Origin of the sequence: Mesorhizobium sp. M0074 (genome assembly GCF_040322975.1) — a bacterium.
Classification (GTDB): Bacteria; Pseudomonadota; Alphaproteobacteria; order Rhizobiales; family Rhizobiaceae; genus Mesorhizobium.
Genome location: NZ_JAMYUM010000007.1, coordinates 93,431 through 112,149 on the forward strand (window position 1 = coordinate 93,431; position 18,719 = coordinate 112,149).

The 18,719-nt window shown below is 62.7% G+C and carries 13 protein-coding genes; 5 read left to right on the forward strand and 8 right to left on the reverse strand.

Annotated features, from left to right (window positions below; translation table 11 throughout):
• Window positions 1-177: 177 nt before the first annotated feature.
• Both typA and NKJ73_RS11840 read left to right on the forward strand, forming a co-directional pair.
• A complete protein-coding gene (gene typA, locus NKJ73_RS11835) occupies window positions 178-2,007 on the forward strand; it encodes a translational GTPase TypA (protein WP_023678130.1) in 1,830 nt (609 codons plus the stop codon).
• Between the two features lie 241 nt (window positions 2,008-2,248).
• Window positions 2,249-2,995 (forward strand): M48 family metalloprotease, encoded by a 747-nt coding sequence (locus tag NKJ73_RS11840; RefSeq protein ID WP_023678129.1) that lies wholly within the window; start codon window positions 2,249-2,251, stop codon window positions 2,993-2,995.
• Between the two features lie 110 nt (window positions 2,996-3,105).
• Here the strand turns inward: NKJ73_RS11840 and NKJ73_RS11845 are convergent, their stop codons facing one another.
• Window positions 3,106-3,732: a DUF1062 domain-containing protein gene (locus tag NKJ73_RS11845; protein ID WP_352569502.1), complete on the reverse strand. Its 627-nt coding sequence runs from the start codon at window positions 3,730-3,732 to the stop codon at window positions 3,106-3,108.
• A gap of 393 nt (window positions 3,733-4,125) precedes the next feature.
• On the opposite strand from NKJ73_RS11845, the gene NKJ73_RS11850 reads away from it, so the two are divergent.
• A complete protein-coding gene (locus NKJ73_RS11850; RefSeq protein ID WP_352569503.1) occupies window positions 4,126-4,740 on the forward strand; it encodes a LysE family translocator in 615 nt (204 codons plus the stop codon).
• 9 nt (window positions 4,741-4,749) lie between these two features.
• Here NKJ73_RS11850 and NKJ73_RS11855 read toward each other — a convergent pair whose 3' ends face one another.
• Window positions 4,750-5,073 (reverse strand): YciI family protein, encoded by a 324-nt coding sequence (locus tag NKJ73_RS11855; RefSeq protein WP_023678126.1) that lies wholly within the window; start codon window positions 5,071-5,073, stop codon window positions 4,750-4,752.
• A 136-nt stretch (window positions 5,074-5,209) separates the two neighbouring features.
• Window positions 5,210-5,773: a peroxidase-related enzyme gene (locus tag NKJ73_RS11860; protein ID WP_023678125.1), complete on the reverse strand. Its 564-nt coding sequence runs from the start codon at window positions 5,771-5,773 to the stop codon at window positions 5,210-5,212.
• 130 nt (window positions 5,774-5,903) lie between these two features.
• Here NKJ73_RS11860 and NKJ73_RS11865 point away from each other — a divergent pair, with 130 nt between their 5' ends.
• Window positions 5,904-10,724, forward strand: a complete 4,821-nt coding sequence (locus NKJ73_RS11865) for an NAD-glutamate dehydrogenase (RefSeq protein ID WP_352569504.1) — start codon at window positions 5,904-5,906, stop codon at window positions 10,722-10,724.
• 188 nt (window positions 10,725-10,912) lie between these two features.
• Window positions 10,913-12,289, forward strand: a complete 1,377-nt coding sequence (locus NKJ73_RS11870; protein ID WP_023678123.1) for an MFS transporter — start codon at window positions 10,913-10,915, stop codon at window positions 12,287-12,289.
• A 39-nt stretch (window positions 12,290-12,328) separates the two neighbouring features.
• Here the strand turns inward: NKJ73_RS11870 and purH are convergent, their stop codons facing one another.
• From purH to htpX, 5 genes are all read right to left on the reverse strand, one after another.
• Complete coding sequence (gene purH, locus NKJ73_RS11875) at window positions 12,329-13,945, reverse strand: bifunctional phosphoribosylaminoimidazolecarboxamide formyltransferase/IMP cyclohydrolase (RefSeq protein WP_352569505.1); 1,617 nt, start codon at window positions 13,943-13,945, stop codon at window positions 12,329-12,331.
• 83 nt (window positions 13,946-14,028) lie between these two features.
• The gene (locus NKJ73_RS11880; protein WP_352569506.1) at window positions 14,029-15,777 is read right to left on the reverse strand and encodes a heparinase II/III family protein; all 1,749 of its coding nucleotides are present in this window, start codon (window positions 15,775-15,777) and stop codon (window positions 14,029-14,031) included.
• A 146-nt stretch (window positions 15,778-15,923) separates the two neighbouring features.
• Window positions 15,924-17,270, reverse strand: a complete 1,347-nt coding sequence (locus NKJ73_RS11885) for an RsmB/NOP family class I SAM-dependent RNA methyltransferase (protein WP_352569507.1) — start codon at window positions 17,268-17,270, stop codon at window positions 15,924-15,926.
• Complete coding sequence (locus tag NKJ73_RS11890; RefSeq protein ID WP_352451231.1) at window positions 17,267-17,593, reverse strand: hypothetical protein; 327 nt, start codon at window positions 17,591-17,593, stop codon at window positions 17,267-17,269. The genes NKJ73_RS11885 and NKJ73_RS11890 overlap by 4 nt, the downstream gene beginning before the upstream one ends.
• On the reverse strand, window positions 17,590-18,606 hold the full coding sequence (gene htpX, locus NKJ73_RS11895) for a zinc metalloprotease HtpX (RefSeq protein WP_352569508.1): 1,017 nt from the start codon (window positions 18,604-18,606) through the stop codon (window positions 17,590-17,592). The genes NKJ73_RS11890 and htpX overlap by 4 nt, the downstream gene beginning before the upstream one ends.
• Window positions 18,607-18,719 lie beyond the last annotated feature (113 nt).

Below are 18,719 nucleotides of genomic sequence, written 5' to 3' on the forward strand. Positions count from 1 at the left end.
ATGAAAGGTTCCGCCTTGGTTAATAATTCCACTTCACACCAAGACATTTAAGATTTGGTGACTTTATTTGGTGGCTCGCCTCCTCTTTCGCAATTGCGAAAAACCCTGTATGAGCCGCCCAACCGAAAGAGGCAGCGCCTTTTGGCCTGCTGCCTGCAACGCTCCCGAGACCGAAACATGAAAATCCGCAATATCGCGATCATCGCGCACGTCGACCATGGAAAAACCACCCTTGTCGACCAGCTTCTGAAACAGTCCGGCTCGTTCCGCGACAACCAGCGCGTCGCCGAGCGCGCCATGGATTCGAACGACCTCGAAAAGGAACGCGGCATCACCATCCTGGCCAAGGCGACCTCGGTCGACTGGAAGGACACCCGCATCAACATCGTCGACACGCCCGGCCACGCCGACTTCGGCGGCGAGGTCGAGCGCATTCTGTCGATGGTGGATTCGGCCATCGTGCTGGTCGACGCCGCCGAGGGGCCGATGCCGCAGACCAAATTCGTCGTCGGCAAGGCGCTCAAGGTTGGACTGAAGCCGATCGTCGTCATCAACAAGATCGACCGGCCCGATGCCCGTCACGTCGAAGTGGTCAACGAGGTGTTCGATCTTTTTGCAGCACTTGACGCCACCGACGAGCAGCTCGACTTCCCTATCCTTTATGGTTCAGGCCGCGACGGCTGGGTCTCGGAAAACCCCGAAGGTCCGAAGGACCAGGCTCTGGCGCCGCTGTTCGACCTCGTCATCAAGCACGTGCCGGCGCCGACCGTTCATCCCGGCCCGTTCCGCATGATCGGCACCATCCTGGAAGCCAATCCGTTCCTCGGCCGCATCATCACCGGCCGTATCGAATCCGGCACGCTGAAATCCAACCAGGCTGTCAAGGTGCTGCACCATGACGGCACCCAGGTCGAAACCGGCCGCATTTCGAAGATCCTCGCTTTCCGCGGGCTCGAGCGCCAGCCCATCGACGAGGCGCAGGCGGGCGACATCGTCGCTATTGCCGGCCTGTCGAAGGGCACCGTCGCCGACACCTTCTGCGACCCGTCGGTGACGGAACCGCTGCATGCGCAGCCGATCGATCCGCCGACCGTGACGATGTCGTTCCTGGTCAATGATTCCCCGCTGGCCGGCACCGAAGGCGACAAGGTGACCAGCCGCGTCATCCGCGACCGCCTGCTGCGCGAGGCCGAAGGCAATGTCGCGCTGAAGATCGAGGAATCGCCGGATAAGGATTCGTTCTTCGTCTCCGGCCGCGGCGAATTGCAGCTGGCCGTGCTGATCGAGACGATGCGCCGCGAAGGTTTTGAGATCGCCGTGTCGCGGCCGCGCGTTGTCATGCAGAAGGGCGACAGCGGCGAATTACTGGAACCGGTCGAGGAAGTCGTCATCGACGTCGACGAGGAGCATGCCGGCGTCGTCGTGCAGAAGATGTCGGAGCGCAAGGCCGAGATGGTCGAGCTTCGCCCTTCGGGCGGCAATCGCCAGCGCATCGTCTTTCACGCACCGACGCGCGGGTTGATCGGCTACCAGTCGGAACTGTTGACCGACACGCGCGGCACCGCTGTGATGAACCGGCTGTTCCATGCCTATGAACCTTACAAGGGTGAGCTGCCGGGCCGTACCAACGGCGTGCTGATCTCCAACGAACAGGGTGAATCGGTGGCGTACGCCATGTGGAACCTGGAAGACCGCGGCCCGATGGTCATCGACCCCGGCGTCAAGGTCTATCAGGGCATGATCATCGGCATCCATTCCAGGGACAACGACCTCGAAGTCAACGTGCTCAAGGGCAAGAAGCTGACCAACATCCGCGCCGCCGGCAAGGACGAGGCGGTGAAGCTGACACCGCCGATCCGCATGACGCTGGAACGCGCGCTGGCCTGGATCCAGGACGACGAGCTGGTCGAAGTGACGCCGAAGACCATCCGCCTGCGCAAGCTCTATCTCGATCCGAACGAGCGCAAGCGTTTTGAAAAGTCGGCGAAAGTGGTCGGCGCGGCGTAAGAGCTTTTATTCTGGGCGGAATGGAGGGGCGAAACACGCGTTCCTTCCCGCTGAGCGGACACGGCTTGTCGCCAGAAGGAATGTGGCGCCGGCCGCTCAGTGTCTCTTCAGGGGCTACAGCGGAGTCGTCGCAATACCATGATATTTTCGCTCTCTCCTTCTTTGTCACGGTAGTTTAGCTGTGGGTAAAGTTGGGGAACCGGGTGTGGGAAATGCCGTTCTGGCTTTCGTCCGGAGCCTTATGCAAGATGACATGCGGCGAAGGCTCGTTGCTCACAAGAATCTTGTTGGATTTGGCAATGCAGTATTGCCAGCGATCGAGCACGAACTTGCAAGGATCGATCTAGGCAAGGTTTCTCATCACGAAATCACAACGCTTGTGGCGGGCCTCGCTACTGCTCTGCACGATATCAACGAAGACGCATCCCGACGATATATGTCGGCTTCGCTCGCAAGACCGATAACTCCCCTCATGCGAGCTGCGCTCCGCAGCATCGTCCGCTTTACAATGGACGACTGGCGGCGGTCTTCGGTCGGCGGCATCATTGTTCTGGAGCATGGCAAGCTCGACAGTCGCTTTGAAGCCTCTCGGCACGTTGGCCGCTGGCTCGCAAATGTACCTGAAGCCGATCTGGTTGGCATTTCGCGAATCTACATAATCCCGGAACCTCCCGAGCCCGAATTCGCCGGTACCTACCTCCAGGCGGTATCGGTCATCGAGATTGTCTGGCGACGCCCGTCCGAGCACAGGATTGGGAACGTAGTTCGGAGATTCATGATCGAGAAAACGCTCTATCATGAGGTAGGACACCACGCGCTGCAGCATGTCGAATCTGGACAGGATCCTGATCAGGAACGGCAGGCAGACCGTTACGCATGGAAAATGATGCGCAAGGCACATCCCAATCTATCGATGCTTACTCTTCCCTTGCGATTCCTTGGCGCGTTTCAGCGAAGGAAAAATGCCAAGGATTTGGAAACAGCTTAGGATTGCGTTTCGGGAAATCGGCGAAAGTGGTCGGCGCGGCGCAAGTTTCTTTCTTGTAGTCTACAACAACGAGGGAAGGGAGCACTCGTGTGCTCCCTTCCCTCGTTGTTTCATCCGCCGGCAGCCGAGATCATGGCTTCCCGGTCGGGCTCGCCGACGAGATAGACGCGGATCGTCGTTCCCGTTCGAGCCGGCTTGCGCAAGGCTTTGCCCCCGTCCGGACCAATGACCAGCAATCGCTTCTCTTCCCAAACCTGTAGCCGCGATCGCGAGACACCGAGTTCGTTGGCGAGCAACCGGTCGAGCCGCAGCGTTGTCGGCATTTCGAGCCAGAGCTGAAGTTCGAGAGCGCTGGTATTTTCCAGCCTGTCCCCGAGCACCTGCTTATGAACGACGGCTTCAGGAAACGCCTCGACGCGCCCGATCCTGCTTCGCAATGCGGCAACATCGAAGGCATGGCGCCGCGCCAGGACCGGATCGTTGCTTTCGAGCGCCTGCAATATTGCCGGTTCGATATCGCGGCGGCTGCAGCGCTCCAGAATGCCGAAATTCCAGGAATTGTCGCAGTCGATGCAGCGGTAGATCAACCAGGCGTCAATGCGCTTGCCATTGGCATTGACGCGGAATTTGCCGCTGCAGCGATAGGCTTTCAAGCCGCCGCAGCGATTGCAGTTGAGGTGAGGTCGAGGTGCGGTCTTGGGTGTGATCGCCCAGCGGATACGCAGTATCGAAGGCATGCCGAAAAGCCCTTCCCGTCGGGAAGTTCGTCAGATCGGCGATATCGAGAACCCTTGCGGGCACGGCGTGGCGAGAGACTGCGGCAGTCGGAAATCAGGTGTCGCGGGTGGTTATGCGCGACAGCGGTTCAGCAGTGCCAAACCGGTCTCGAACCGCCACCCGAGGAACACATGATGTGAAAACAGGCATCGCGACTGCGACGCCCTGCTCTGTGTTGGGGGAGTTGACGAGACCGGCGGTTACGTAGGCAAAGTGAAGCTCGGAAAAGATTTCGGAACGACATCTCTAGCCGTGAGGTGCCTGGCCGACAAGCCTTCTTTCGGTAGACGCTACCGTCGCCGGAACAGTTGGGTTATGTTGAACGACCCAAACATTTCAAACGAGACCGCGTCATGCATTTCACGTCGCTGCTGATTTTTGCCGGCGCCCTGCTTGTTGCAGCCGGCTCGCCCGGCCCATCGATCGCCGCTCTTGTGGCGCGGGTCATCTCGAAAGGGTTTCGCGACGTGTTTCCGTTCCTGCTTGCCATGTGGATCGGCGAAGCGATCTGGCTGTCCCTGGCGGTGTTTGGCCTCGCCGTGGTGGCGCAGACGTTCCACTTTGCCTTTGTCGTCGTGAAGTGGGTCGGCGTCGCCTATCTCGGCTGGCTTGCCTGGAAGATGTGGACGGCGCCGGTCGAGGCCAAGGAAGGCGCGCTGCCGCGCGAAGATTCGCCCGTCAGACTGTTCTTTGCCGGCATGGCGGTGACGCTCGGCAATCCCAAGATCATGATGTTCTACCTGGCGCTGCTGCCGACCATCATCGACCTCGGTTCGGTCAGCATGATCGGCTGGGTCGAGCTGACCGCGACCATGGCCGTTGTCCTGGTCGCTATCGATTTGACCTGGGTGCTCGCCGCATCACAGGCGCGCAAGCTGCTCAAAAGCAAGCGGGCGATGAAGATCGCCAACCGCGTCAGCGCCGGAACCATGGCCGGCGCTGCGGCGGCTATCGCGGCGCGGTCCTGAGCCGGCGCGTCAACCCATTTCGATTATCGGCGCAATCTCGACGCTGAAACCCGGGTCCGTCAGGATAGGACAATCCTTGGCTTTGCCGACGGCATCGTCGATGTCTTTCGCTTCGATGATGGTGTAACCGGCGGTCGGATTGCTACCGCCATTGTTCTCGACCTTGCCGCCGGGCAGCAGGGTCTTCGACATGCCGACTGGATTGCCACCATCGACCACGGCTGAGCCAAGCTTGCCGTACCAGCCGTTCCAGGCATCCATCGCTGCCTTCCGTTCGGCCTCCTCGGTCGGCATCTTGCCCGAGCCGTGATAGACGTAGAGAAATTTCGCCATGTTCTCCTCCTTTGATCGGCGGCATCGAACCGGCATGCGGTCATGCCGCATGCCGATCATCGGACCAAACCGGCAAACAAGCAACGAGAATGCGAAGTAGCTAATATAATGTGTGGTTGGCTCGCAACGGCGGTGCCTATCGCGCCATCGCATGGTATTCATCGTTCGGCCGCATGTCGATTGCCGATGCCAGCCGGTTCGACATGTTGAAGAACGCCGCGGTCGAGGCGACGTCCCAGATGTCGCGGTCGGAAAAGCCGACTTGCCGCAGCGCCGCCCGGTCCGCTTCGACGATCTTTGCCGGCTGCCCGGTCAGCTTCACCGCGAATTCGAGCATGGCGCGTTGCCTGTCCGACAGCTCGGCGGCGCGAAAATTCATCACCATCATCTCGCCGAAGGCCGGGTCGCCGGAAAGCTGGCGCACCGCCGCGCCATGCGCGACCAGGCAATAGTAGCAATGGTTGATCGACGAGACGGCCACCGCGATCATCTCGCGCTCGAGTTTCGACAGGCCGGATTCACCCAGCATCAAATCATTGTACATGTCGGTGAAAGCGCGCAGCTTCTTCTCGTCGAAGGCATAGGCGAGCAGCACATTGGGAACGAGGCCGAGCTTCTCCCGGCACTTGGCGAAATAGGCCTTGGTCGCGTCGCTCAGCTCCGCCGGTGCCAGGTCAAGCGCGGTAATTTTCTCCGTCATGGCGGATTTCTCCTCGTTTTCGCCAGGCTGCCGGTGAATTTCGACATTTCGTCGCAAGCCGTCAAACCTTTGTCGCCAAATACCCGTCATCTGTTAGCATAGCCGCAAAAACATGTGACGGGAGGGACTCATGGCCAGCGTAAAGTCAGCGAGCCGGTTGAAAAAAGCCGGCGTGACGAGGGGTGAAGCCGCGGGTGGCGAAAAGCCCGGCAGGCTTGCCGACTACTTGCTGGCCCGAGCTCCGGCCGAAGATGTCGCCGCCTACGACGTCATCGATCTCGAACGCGCTGCCGAACTCGCCGGCCGCGCAGTGGCCAGGCACAAGAAGGACGACTGCGTCGTTGCTATAGACGTTGATTCCGGTGTCGTCCGCCAGCGCCGGCCGATGACGGTGATCACCGTCGTCAACGACAACATGCCGTTCCTGTTCGATTCCGTCCTCGGCGAGATTACAGAAAGCGCCGGCGAGCCGCTGCTGGTTACCCATCCGGTCATAGTCGTCAGGCACGGCAAGAACGGCGTCGAGGAAATCCTCGGCGATGGCGGTTATGCCAAGGGCGACCACAGCCATGACCGACTGAGCGTCATCCATGTCCATATCGGCCGCCTTTCGGCCGAGCAGGCCGAAGGCCTGGCCGCACGCCTGACGAAGCTGCTCGGCCAGGTGCGAGCCGCCGTCACCGACTGGAAGCCGATGCTTGCCCGCCTCGACCAGGCGATCTCGGAATTCCGCTACTCGCCAGTGCCGCTCGACAAGGCCCATGTCACCGAGGCGATCGCCTTCCTCGAATGGCTGCGCGACGACAATTTCACCTTTCTCGGCATGCGCGAATTCAACTACACCGGCGGCGAGACGAGCGGCATGCTCGAGCGCGCCGAAAAGCCCGGCCTCGGCATCCTTTCCGATCCCGACGTGCTGGTGCTCAGGCGCGGCACCGAAGCGGTGAGCACGACGCCGGAAATCCGTGCCTTCCTGCATGGGCCGGAACCGCTGATCGTCACCAAGGCCAACGCCAAGTCATCGGTGCACCGCCGCATCTACCTCGACTACATTGGCGTCAAGACCTACACCGGCAAAGGCGTGCTTTCAGGCGAGCTCCGTATCGTCGGCCTGTTCACCTCGACTGCCTATACGCGCTCGGTGATGAAGATCCCCTACCTGCGCTCGAAGGCGGAAACCGTCATTGCCAAATCCGGCTTCAATCCAAGCGACCATTCCGGCAAAGCTTTGATCAACGTGCTGGAGAGCTATCCGCGCGACGAGCTGTTCCAGGTTCCGGGGCCGATCCTGCGCAAGCATGCCGAAGCCATACTGGGCTTGATCGAGCGACCGCGCGTCAGGGCATTGGTGCGTGTCGACCAGTTCGACCGCTTCGTCTCCGTGCTCGTCTTCGTGCCGCGCGACCGCTACGACAGCGTCGTGCGCGAGAAGATCGGCACCTATCTGAAGACCGTCTTCGAAGGCCGGCTGTCGGCCTATTATCCGGCCTTCCCGGAAGGCGGGCTGGCGCGCGTCCATTTCATCATCGGCCGCTCCGGCGGCAAGACGCCGAAGGTCGAGCAGGCGACGATCGAGGCGGCGATCCGCGACATCGTACGGACCTGGGACGATGCACTGCGCGAGACCGCGACAGAGACCGGCGCCGATGCGAGACTCACGGCCATCGCCTCGCGTTTTTCGGAAAGTTATCGCGACAGTTTTCCGCCGGCCGTGGCGCTTGCCGACGCCAGGCGCATCGCCAAGCTCGATGCGTCAAATCCGATCGCCATCGACTATTACCGTCACACCGTCCAGAAGCCGCATCAGGCGGCGCTGAAGATCTATCACCATGGCAGCCCGGTGGCGCTGTCGCGGCGCGTGCCCGTGCTGGAAAACATCGGTTTCCGCGTCATCAGCGAGCGCACTTTCGAGGTCGGCGACATTCAATCCGGCATGATCAATAGTGATCAGCCCGGCATGGTCTTCATCCACGACATGGAACTCGAGAACAGCTACGGCAGGCCGATCGACCTCGGCAATGGCGGCGCGCTGTTCGAGGATGCGTTCCTTTCCGTCTGGCGCGGCGATGTCGACAATGACGGCTATAACGGCCTTGCCCAGACCGCCGGCCTGTGGTCGGGCGAGATCACCGTCCTGCGCGCCTATGGCCGCTATCTGCAGCAGGCCGGCATCCCGCAGAGCCAGGATTTCATCGCCGCCGCACTCAACCGTTATCCCGAGATCGCCCGCGGCCTGCATGCGCTGTTTGTCGCCCGCCTCAGCCCGACGGCCGAGACGGAAGGCGTCGTTCAGGCCAAACATCTGAAAGCCAAGATCACGGATGCGCTGGAAGACGTTCCCAACATTGACGACGACACCATCATCCGCCGTTATCTGAACCTGATCGAAGCCTCGCTGCGCACCAATCATTTCGTTTCCGATACGAAACAGAAAGGCCAATCGCTGGCGATCAAGCTCGATTCGCAATCGGTCGACGGGCTGCCGGCGCCGCGGCCATGGCGGGAGATCTTCGTCTACGGCTCCGAGGTCGAGGGTGTGCATCTGCGCTTCGGCCCGGTCGCGCGTGGCGGCCTGCGCTGGTCGGACCGTGCGCAGGACTATCGCACCGAGGTGCTCGGCCTGGTCAAGGCACAGCAGGTCAAGAATGCGGTGATCGTGCCGGTTGGCGCCAAGGGCGGCTTCTACCCGAAAAAGCTGCCGATGAGCGCCGGGCGCGACGCAATTTTCGAGGCCGGCACGGCCGCCTACAAGAATTACGTTTCCAGCCTGTTGTCGATCACCGACAATATCGGGCTGGACGGCGTCATCCCGCCAGCCGGCGTCGTGCGGCGCGATCAGGATGATCCGTATTTCGTCGTCGCCGCGGACAAGGGCACGGCGACCTTCTCGGACATCGCCAACGCCATCAGCGAAAGGCACGGCTTCTGGCTCGACGACGCTTTCGCCAGCGGCGGTTCGGCCGGCTACGACCACAAGAAGATGGGCATCACCGCCAAGGGCGCCTGGGAAGCGGTCAAGCGGCATTTCCGCGAGATGAACCGCGACATCCAAACCACGCCGTTCACCGCCATCGGCGTTGGCGACATGTCAGGTGACGTGTTCGGCAACGGCATGCTGCTGTCGGAGCAGACCCGGCTGATCGCCGCCTTCGATCATCGCGACATCTTCATCGATCCCGATCCCGACATGGCGGCTTCGATGGCCGAGCGCCGGCGTATGTTCGCTCTCGCCCGCTCAAGCTGGCAGGATTACGACAAGACGAAGCTGTCCGAAGGCGGCATCATCGTCTCGCGCAGCCAGAAGTCGATCACCTTGCCGGCCGCCGCGGCTGCAGCTATCGGCCTCGGCAAGACAACGGCCACGCCGGTCGAGATCATGAGTGCCATCCTCAAGGCGCCGGCAGATCTTTTGTGGTTCGGCGGCATCGGCACCTATGTCAGGGCATCGGGCGAGACCAACCAGGACGTCGGCGACCGTGCCAATGACGCGATCCGCATCACCGCGCTCGACCTGCGTGCCAAGGTCATCGGTGAAGGCGCCAATCTCGGCGTCACGCAGCGGGCGCGCATCGAATTCGGATTGAATGGCGGCCGCTGCAACTCAGATGCGATCGACAATTCGGGCGGCGTGAACTGCTCAGACGTCGAGGTCAACATCAAGATCGCGCTGGCTTCCGCCATGCGAAAGGGATCGCTGACGCGGCCGTCGCGCAACAAATTGCTGGCCGAGATGACCGACGAGGTCAGCGCCCTGGTGCTGTCCAACAATTACCAGCAGACGCTGGCGCTGTCCCTTGCTCGCAAGCGCGGCCTTGCCGACATTGCCCATCAGAGCCGCTTCATGGAGGCGTTCGAGGCGCGCGGGCTGCTCGACCGTGCCGTCGAGACGCTGCCGTCGCCGGCGGCTGTTGCCGAGCGCGAAGCGCGCGGCGAGCCGCTCACCCGGGCCGAGCTCGGCGTGCTGCTTGCCTATGCCAAGATCGTGCTGTTTTCCGATATCGTCGCCAGCGACGTGCCGGACGATCCGCATTTCGACCGCGACCTGATGGGTTACTTTCCCGACGGCATGGCAAAGAAATATGCGGCGGAAATCCACGGCCATCGCCTGCGCCGCGAGATCATCGCCCGTGTCGTCGCCAATGATCTGGTCAATCGCGGCGGCCCGTCCTTCGTCAACAGGCTGCAGGAAGCGACCGGGCGCAGTGCCGCCGATGTCGTGCGCACCTTCGCCGTGGTGCGGGATGGCTTTGCACTGCCGGCGCTCTATCGCCAGATCGACGCGCTCGACAACCAGATCGACGGACAGATCCAGCTCGACCTCTATCAGGCGGTCAGCCGGCTGATCTATGTGACCAGCGGCTGGTACCTGAAGAACGATGCCGACACTGCACTGCTCGGGCAGCGGATTGCCGAGTTGCAGGATGCGCGCAAGGCGCTGGAGCCGAAGCTCGTTTCGCTGCTGCCGGCCTTCTCGCGCGAGCGGATCGAGGAGCGGCGGCACAGCCTGTCGAAGGGCGGCGCGCCCGAGAGCCTTGCCGAGCAACTGGCGTTGACCGATGTGGCGGAACTCATCCCCGACATAGCGCTGACGGCGCGGACGGCAAATGCCGGCATCGTCGCTGCCGCCAAGGCGTTTTTTGCAGTCAGCGATGTCTTCCGCATCCCGCGCGTCGAAGATGCGGCGCGCTCGATCACGCCCTCGGATTATTACGATCAACTGGCGCTTTCCCGCGCCACCGACACGATCGGCGCGGCCAGGCGCGGCATCGCGGTGGCGGCGCTGACCGGCCATGCCGAGGCGGCGGATCCGGTGACGGCATGGTTGGAGGCCGGCGGCGAACGGGTCGGACGCATCCGCGAGCGGTTGCAGGCTCTGACCGAGGGCGGCGACATCACCGTGTCGCGGCTGTCGGTGGCATCCGGCCTGATGAGTGATCTGACGCAGCTGTGAGACGTCTTCCATATCGCGCGGGATTGCCGGCAAGAACCGCGCTATAGAGCAAACGGCGCGCTGCTTTGGGGGGCGCCGGACCATGATCCCAAAAAGTGACGATCGGCTTTTGGACAAGATCGTGCTCAACAAGAAGACGGAGCATCATTCCGATTCGATCGGCATGGAGCAAGCTCCAGCGGAGGGACATGGCTGAGATGGCAGTGCAGCGGGCATCGGGACGCGGCATCTGGGGATGGATGCTGTTCGACTGGGCGGCACAGCCGTTTTTCACGGTCGTTACCACCTTCATCTTCGGTCCTTATTTCGTCTCGCGTATGGCCAGCAATCCGGAGACCGGGCAAGCGGCCTGGGGCTACGGCATTGCCGCCGCCGGCCTCGTCATTGCCGTTTTGTCGCCGGTCCTCGGCTCGATCGCCGATCAGACCGGACCACGCAAACCGTGGATAGCCTTCTTCGCCGCGGTCAAGATCACCTGCCTCACCCTGCTGTGGTTTGCCGCGCCCGGCTCTGATCTTTTTCTGGTCGTGGCGTTGTTCTCGCTGGCGTCGGTCGCGGCGGAATTCTCGACCGTGTTCAATGATTCGATGATGCCCCGCCTGGTGCCGAAGAGCGACATCGGCAGGATCTCGAACATGGCCTGGGGACTCGGCTATCTCGGCGGCATGATCGCACTGATCTTCGTCGTTACCGTCATGGCCGGCTCGCCTGAAACCGGCAAGACCGTCGTTGGGCTCGACCCGATCTTCGGCCTCGACCCCAGGCTCGGCGAGGACGCGCGCGCTACCGGGCCGTTGTCGGCGGGCTGGTATTTCCTGTTCATCCTGCCGATGTTCTTCTTCACGCCTGATGCGATCAAAGGCATTCCAATCGGGCCGGCGGTGCGCGAAGGCCTGTCGGAACTGAAGTCGACGCTGGCCGAAGTGCGCAAGCGCAGCGGCATTTTTCGCTTTCTCGTCGCCCGTATGATCTATCAGGACGGCGTCAATGCACTGCTGGCGCTGGGCGGAACGTTTGCGGCGGCAATGTTCCATTGGTCGATTACCGAGATCGGCCTGTTCGGCATCATCCTCAACGTCGTTGCCATCGTCGGCTGCCTGGTTGCCGCACGCCTCGACACAGCGCTGGGTTCCAAGACCATAGTGATGATTTCGCTGGTCATGCTGAGCATTGCCACGATCGGCATCGTTTCGACCGGACCGGGCTATACGCTGTTCGGCGCCTGGGTGATGCCCGGACTGGATGGTGGCGGATTGTTCGGCACGGCGGCGGAAAAAGCCTACATTTTCTACGGCCTGCTGATCGGGCTTGCTTTCGGCCCGGTGCAGGCATCGTCGCGCTCCTACATGGCGCGCAGCGTCTCCGCTGCCGAATCGGGCCGCTATTTCGGCATCTATGCGCTGGCCGGCCGGGCAACCAGTTTTGCCGCACCCTTCATGGTGGCCACGATCACCCTGGCCAGCGGCTCGGCGCGGCTCGGCATGGCGGCGATCGTGCTGTTCCTTGGCGCCGGCATGGCGATCCTGATCGGCACGCCCTATCCGGCAGATCGGCCGGCGGAGTGAGCTGCTCTTGCCTTCTCCCACAGCGGGAGGGTAACGCGTTCAATGCCGGAAATGCCTCACTCCGGTGAAGACCATGGCAATGCCGTGAGCGTCGGCGGCGGCGATGACATCGTCGTCGCGCATCGAGCCGCCGGGCTGGATGACGGCGGTGGCGCCGGCTTCGATTGCCGACAAAAGCCCGTCCGCGAACGGGAAAAAGGCATCCGAGGCGACGACCGAGCCCCTGGTCAAAGGCTCCGTCAGGCCGGCAGCCTCGGCCGCGTCGAGCGCCTTGCGCGCCGCGATGCGCGAGGAATCGACCCGGCTCATCTGGCCGGCGCCGATGCCCACTGTAGCGCCATCCCTGGCATAGACGATGGCGTTCGACTTGACGTGCTTTGCCACGCGAAAAGCGAATTTCAGATCGGCCAATTCGGCCGGCGTCGGAGCGCGCCTGGTCACCACTTTCAGCTCGAGGTCATCCACCACCGCGTTGTCGCGGCCCTGGACCAGCAAACCGCCGGCAACCGATTTCAAGCCAAGGCCCGCCGCGCGCGGGTCGGGCAGGCCGCCGGTGACCAGCAGGCGTAGGTTCTTCTTGGCGGCAATGATGCGGACTGCTTCTTCGGACGCCTCCGGTGCGATGATCACTTCGGTAAAGGTCTTGACGATCTCTTCGGCGGTTCCGGCATCGAGGATGCGGTTCATGGCGACGATGCCGCCGAAGGCCGAGACCGGGTCGCAGGCCAGCGCCTTGGCATAGGCCGCCTGCAGCGAAGCGTCCTCAGCGACGCCGCACGGGTTGGCGTGCTTGATGATGGCAATTGCTGCGGAGCGCGACGGGTCGAACTCGCCGACCAGCTCGAAGGCAGCGTCGGTGTCGTTGATGTTGTTGTAGGAAAGCTGCTTGCCCTGAAGCTGGCGCGCCGTGGCGACGCCCGGCCGCCTGTCGCCGTTGACATAGAAGCCGGCGCCCTGATGCGGGTTTTCGCCATAGCGCATCACCGACTGCAGCTTGCCGCCGAAGGCGCGCCATGTCGGATGCTCGATCTCAAGCGCCTCGGCGAACCATCCCGAGATTGCCGCATCGTAGGTGGCGGTGCGGGCAAAGGCCTTGGCTGCCAGCTTCTTGCGGAAATCCAGCGACAACGACCCGAAATTCATCTCCAGCGCGTTGAGCACCGAGGCATAGTCATCGGGATCGGTGACGATGCCGACATAGGCGTGGTTCTTGGCCGAGGCACGGATCATCGCCGGGCCGCCGATGTCGATGTTCTCGACGATCGCCGCGTAGTCGGCGCCGGAGCGACGCACCTCTTCGAACGGATAGAGATTGGAGATGACGAGATCGATCGGCTCGATGCCGTGGTCGCGCATCGCTGCGGCGTGCTCGGGATCGTCGCGCACGCCAAGCAGTGCGCCATGCACCGACGGGTGCAGCGTCTTGACGCGGCCGTCCATGATCTCGGGAAAGCCGGTGAGCTCGGACACGTCGCGCACCGCCATGCCCGCCTCGGCAAGGGCCCTTGCGGTGCCGCCGGTCGAGACTAGCTCGACGCCGGCCGAAGCCAGCGCCCTGGCGAAATCGATCAGGCCGGTCTTATCAAAGACGGAAAGGAGCGCGCGACGGATGGGTACAAGGTCGGGCGCGGGAATGTTCTTGGCGGCGACGGCCATGGGCTGGCGGCCTTTCCAGTTCTGGTTGGGAGCGTCCGCGGGCCGTAGCATATGAGGCCCGGAAATCAAGCCGCAAGACTTGATCAGTGTCTGCCGTTGCCACCGGCTTCAGCTTTTTCCGGACGGCCGGCGATGATGGTGCGCGTCAATTGCCAGTGGACCTCGGAAATTTCCGAGGCCTTGAACGCAAGCACGATCTGGCGGCTGCGGCGCGGGCCGCCAAGCCCTGCGAAATAGATCGATTCCTCGACCTCGGGCACCACTTCGGTAGAGGTAAACACCCAGGTGTCGGCATGGTCGGCGGCCAGCACCAGACGGTCATGCTCATCCTGGAGCAGGCTTATATCGGGATGGACATGGAAACGCACCGTGACGAAGTCACGGCCATTGTTGCGGATAGAAGCGCCGCCCGGGCGCAGGAAACGGTCCCTGCCGGCAAGCACATTGCCGTCGGTCGATAATTTCAGCTCGCGCTCATGCAGGAAGCCGAAGCGCGCCACATAGCCGTCATGGCGGGCGATGAAGCCCTGGCTGCCCTTCTGGTCGGTGCGCTTGCAAGGCACATGCTGCGGCCCGCCGATCAAAGGCGTGCCGAGCAGGTCGTTGACGCGCAAGGAGTGATTGAAGCGCGCCGACGACGTGTCGTTGATGGTGGCGGTCGAGTGGGCGGCGGTGGCGCGGGCAAGCGGCCGGAACTCGGCGGCGCCATAAGTGTCTATTCCGGCGTTGACGATATAGTGCTGGCGGCCCGACGACAATTCGAAGGCGAGGCATCCGGCGTGAGCGGCATTGGATACGTCGACGAGGGGCGGCGGGCCGGTATCGGCGATCACAGTGACACCGCCCATCGACAGGCGCTCATAACCCGAATGCGGCGCGTGCAGCAACGGTGCGCCGGCGGTGTCGTCGTGATGCAGGATGCTGGCGATACGGTCGTGAATGGTGGCGCCCATGCCGTTGAAGCGGGCAAGGCTGCCGTCCTGATGGCGAAAGAAGCGCAGTGCCGGCAGCATCCGGTCGATGGCGCCGATCAGGGCGGCCGGCGGCGTCTCGGCCTGATTGGCGTATGTCTGGCGCAACGGCAGAAGGTCGGCGAGGATTTCAAGCACGGTCATCGGATTACGCGAGATATGGCCGCCGTCAGGCAGGATCTGGCGGTCGAGCTCCTCGGCGAGATTGCGGGTAGCACCGCGTAGCGCCGAGGCCGGCGCCGGCAGCGACAAAGCGGCAAAGGCCAGCGCAATGCGGGCGCGCAGCCTGTCCTTGCCGTCCGGCATCTCGCGCACCATGGCGCGCAGATAGCGGATCTGGACGGCGAGCGATTTCAAGAACGCGCGGTAGAACGGAAATTCGGCGCCCTGCAACACGATCGAGGAATGCTGCAGCCAGGCAATGACACGCTTGGCCGTCGTGCCGGGCTCCCAGGCGACGCCGGAAATATGGCTGCCATGGATTGCAATCCAGTCGGAAACCAACGCCCGCGCGTTGGCGGCGGCGAGCTCGGTACCGGCGGCACGCATATGGCGCAGCCAGCGAAAGCCATGCAGCGTTTTTTGCCAGCCGGGATTGGGCACGTCGATCTGGAAGGGCGATTTGCCGCCGGTCTCGACCAGATGCCCCGAAAGCGGATAGCGGCCGTAATAGATCTCGAGCGCGATCTGAGGATCGGCGAGCCGCAGGTCCGGTGGGGCGATCAGGACGCGCTCCGGCGTGCGGCCTGAGTAGCGCCAGCGATAGAGTGGCCCGGCGCGCAAGCGCCGGCGCGTCTTGCGCCAGAACTCCCTCGCGACAAGCGTCCACAGACGCGTCGTGTTACCGGCAGCGATTGCCAAAACCCCTCCTGATCGTCCTCACCCAAGCACAAGTTTATATGATTCAAGAACTTGTGCGAAGGCGAATTCCGCGGCAGTGGGGCCGTTCAGCCTGTTTTCCATGCCTCCTCGCCCCAAGAAGCCGGACGGCGCTTCAAGATCGGCCCTTAGCCGGCTCTGCGCATGCGGGCGGCGAAGAAGCCGTCCAGCCCGGAGCGGCCCGGCGAGCCTAGCTCCAGATCGGCAGGCGTGGTGCGCAACGTGCCTTGCGGCGTCAGAAACGGGTCGATGCCGGCGATCTCACCCGGCCGAAGCGGGTCGTCGACAATCTCCGCATTGCCGGCGAGAAAGTCGCGATAGAGCTCTTCGCCTTCCATCGGATCGAGCGAACAGTTGGAAAAGACGATGCGTCCACCAGGCTTGACCAGGGTGACGGCGCGGGCAAGCAGCCGGCGTTGCAGGTCGGCCAGTTTTTCGACGTCGGCCGCCGTCTTCGTCCAGGGAACGTCGGGATGCCGCCGCACCGTGCCGGTCGAAGAGCAAGGTGGGTCGAGGAGGACGGCGTCGAAGAGGTCCTTCGGCTCGTATTTGAGCAGATCGGTCTGGACGATCTCGGCGGCCAGACCGAGCCGTTCGAGGTTCTGCGTCAGCCGTGCCAGCCGCGTTTTGGACATGTCGAGCGCGGTGACGTGGGCGCCGGCGAGGATCAGCTGGGCGGTCTTGCCGCCCGGCGCGGCACAGAGGTCGGCGATTCGCAAACCATTGATGTCGCCGAACAGCCGGGCCGGCAGGCTGGCCGCTGCATCCTGAACCCACCAGGCGCCTTCCCCAAAGCCGGGCAGTTCGGTCACGGAAGCGCTGAGCTTTTCCACCCGCACCGTGCCGGTCGGCAAGACAAAGCCGCCGAGCCGTTCGGCCCACAGCGCCGGGTCCGACTTGACCGAGAAATCGACCGGTGCCTCATGGCGATGGGCGAGCAGTATCTGCCTGGCCTTGTCGAGGCCGTAGACCGTTTTCAAACGGTCGGAAAACCATTTTGGCGCCTCGTCGGTAGCGGCAAGTGCTGCCGCGAGCTCGTCCTGCTTGGCCCGCGCCAGCGTGCGCAGCACGCCATTGACGAGGCCGGAAAAGCGCGCCGTGCGCGGATCGGACTTGGCGTGTGTCACGGCGAGGTCGACGGCGGCGCTGTCGGGAACATCGAGGAACAGGATCTGCGCTGCCGCCACATGCAAAATGTGCGAAAGCGCCGTGGCGTTGGGCGGCAGCGGCTTTTCCAGGCGACGGGCCAAAAGGCCTGATATGGTCATGCGGTAGCGCAGGGCGGTGACCAGAATGGCGCGCACCAAGGCGCGGTCGCGCAGGTCGAGCGCCTTGTATTGTGGATGGCCGTTTTCATGGTCGGTCAGCCCGTCGAGCGGCGTTTTCGCGTCAATGACGGCGGCAAGCAGGCGCGCAGCTGCCTTGCGCGCGGCGAGACCGCGAGCTTCTGAAGCCTCACTGTGAGTTGGCCTCATTGTGTCGGCGATCGGTTGACTAGTTTAAATATGGCGCTGACAAAATCTTCTTTGCTTCCTAGGGGGGAGATCACCTGAATGTAGTCTTTCTCAACCGTGCCGACATAGTCCGCGACTTGCTTTGGAGATGCACCATCCCCGACAAGTCGGACGATGTGGCGAAGATAGGTGTCATATTCATCTTCAGGAAGTGGGCGAAAGCCCAGGTCACTTGATGTTGCTATGCTCGCCATCGGTATTCCGATAGGGTTCCAGTGCCTTGCACAAAGATCGCGCATTTCCGCCAGCGAGATCCCGCCTTTTTTGTCTGTCGCGCTCGTCACGACCACGGACCTTTGGGTCCGGTCGGATTGCGTCCCCAGGGATTGGGTCTCGGCTTGGCCGGCTCAGGCGGCCTCTCGGGCCGCACGGCCCTGTCCCACGGACCAGACGGCTGCTGCCCGGTCCCTTCCGGCGCCGGCCTTGGCGTCGCGGCCTCTTCGGGTGCGCCGGCCATTTCGCTCGCCATCCTCTGCAACGCGGCGATGCGGTTTTCTGTGCTCGGGTGAGTGGAAAACAAACTGTCCATGCGCTCGCCGGAAAGAGGATTGATGATGAAGAGATGGGCGGTTGCCGGATTGCGCTCGGCATCCGGGTTGCGGATGCGTTCGGCGCCCCGCGCGATCTTGTCAAGTGCCGAGGCGAGCCACAGCGGGTGTCCACAGATTTCGGCACCGCGCCGGTCGGCCTCATATTCGCGGGTGCGGCTCACCGCCATCTGCACGATCATGGCGGCCAGGGGCGCGACTATCATCGCCACCAGCACGCCGACGATGCCAAAGGAATTGTTATTGTCGCGGTTGCCGCCGAAAAAGAAGGCGAAATTGCCGAGCATCGAAATTGCGCCGGCAAAGGTGGCGACGATCGTCATGGTCAGCGTATCGCGGTGCTGCACATGGGCGAGCTCGTGTGCCATCACCGCCGCGACTTCTTCATGCGATAGCCGCTCGAGCAGGCCGGTGCTGGCGGCGACAGCGGCATTTTGCGGATTGCGGCCGGTGGCGAAGGCATTGGGCTGCGGATTGTCGATGAGATAGGTTCTCGGCATCGGCAGGCCGGCACGTTGCGCGAGACCCTTCACGATGGCGTAATATTCAGGCGCGTTGCGTTCGTCGACTTCGATCGCACGGTGCATCGACAGCACCATCTTGTCGGCGTTCCAATAGCTGAACAAATTGGTGCCGGCGGCGATCAGCAAGGCAATCATCATGCCGCCGGATCCGCCGATGAGATAGCCGACGCCCATGAACAGGGCCGTCATTGCGGCCAAAAGCATGGCGGTGCGAAGGGTGTTCATCGTCTGCTCCATTTTGGCCCAACAAAGGGGTCGATCCTTGTGGGCCCATCGCTATATGATGGGAAACAGCGGTTCCCGTTTCAATCGGGGCCTGTTTCAATCTAGCGGAAGAT

Excerpts from the sequence above, each read along its gene's own strand:
- htpX (WP_352569508.1), bottom strand. The coding sequence starts at position 18,606 with ATGAACACCCTTCGCACCGCCATGCTTTTGGCCGCAATGACGGCCCTG.
- NKJ73_RS11860 (WP_023678125.1), bottom strand. The coding sequence starts at position 5,773 with ATGACGGAGAAAATTACCGCGCTTGACCTGGCACCGGCGGAGCTGAGC.
- purH (WP_352569505.1), bottom strand. The coding sequence starts at position 13,945 with ATGGCCGTCGCCGCCAAGAACATTCCCGCGCCCGACCTTGTACCCATC.
- typA (WP_023678130.1), top strand. The coding sequence starts at position 178 with ATGAAAATCCGCAATATCGCGATCATCGCGCACGTCGACCATGGAAAA.
- NKJ73_RS11870 (WP_023678123.1), top strand. The coding sequence starts at position 10,913 with ATGGCTGAGATGGCAGTGCAGCGGGCATCGGGACGCGGCATCTGGGGA.
- NKJ73_RS11865 (WP_352569504.1), top strand. The coding sequence starts at position 5,904 with ATGGCCAGCGTAAAGTCAGCGAGCCGGTTGAAAAAAGCCGGCGTGACG.
- NKJ73_RS11855 (WP_023678126.1), bottom strand. The coding sequence starts at position 5,073 with ATGGCGAAATTTCTCTACGTCTATCACGGCTCGGGCAAGATGCCGACC.
- NKJ73_RS11840 (WP_023678129.1), top strand. The coding sequence starts at position 2,249 with ATGCAAGATGACATGCGGCGAAGGCTCGTTGCTCACAAGAATCTTGTT.
- NKJ73_RS11885 (WP_352569507.1), bottom strand. The coding sequence starts at position 17,270 with ATGAGGCCAACTCACAGTGAGGCTTCAGAAGCTCGCGGTCTCGCCGCG.
- NKJ73_RS11850 (WP_352569503.1), top strand. The coding sequence starts at position 4,126 with ATGCATTTCACGTCGCTGCTGATTTTTGCCGGCGCCCTGCTTGTTGCA.
- NKJ73_RS11845 (WP_352569502.1), bottom strand. The coding sequence starts at position 3,732 with ATGCCTTCGATACTGCGTATCCGCTGGGCGATCACACCCAAGACCGCA.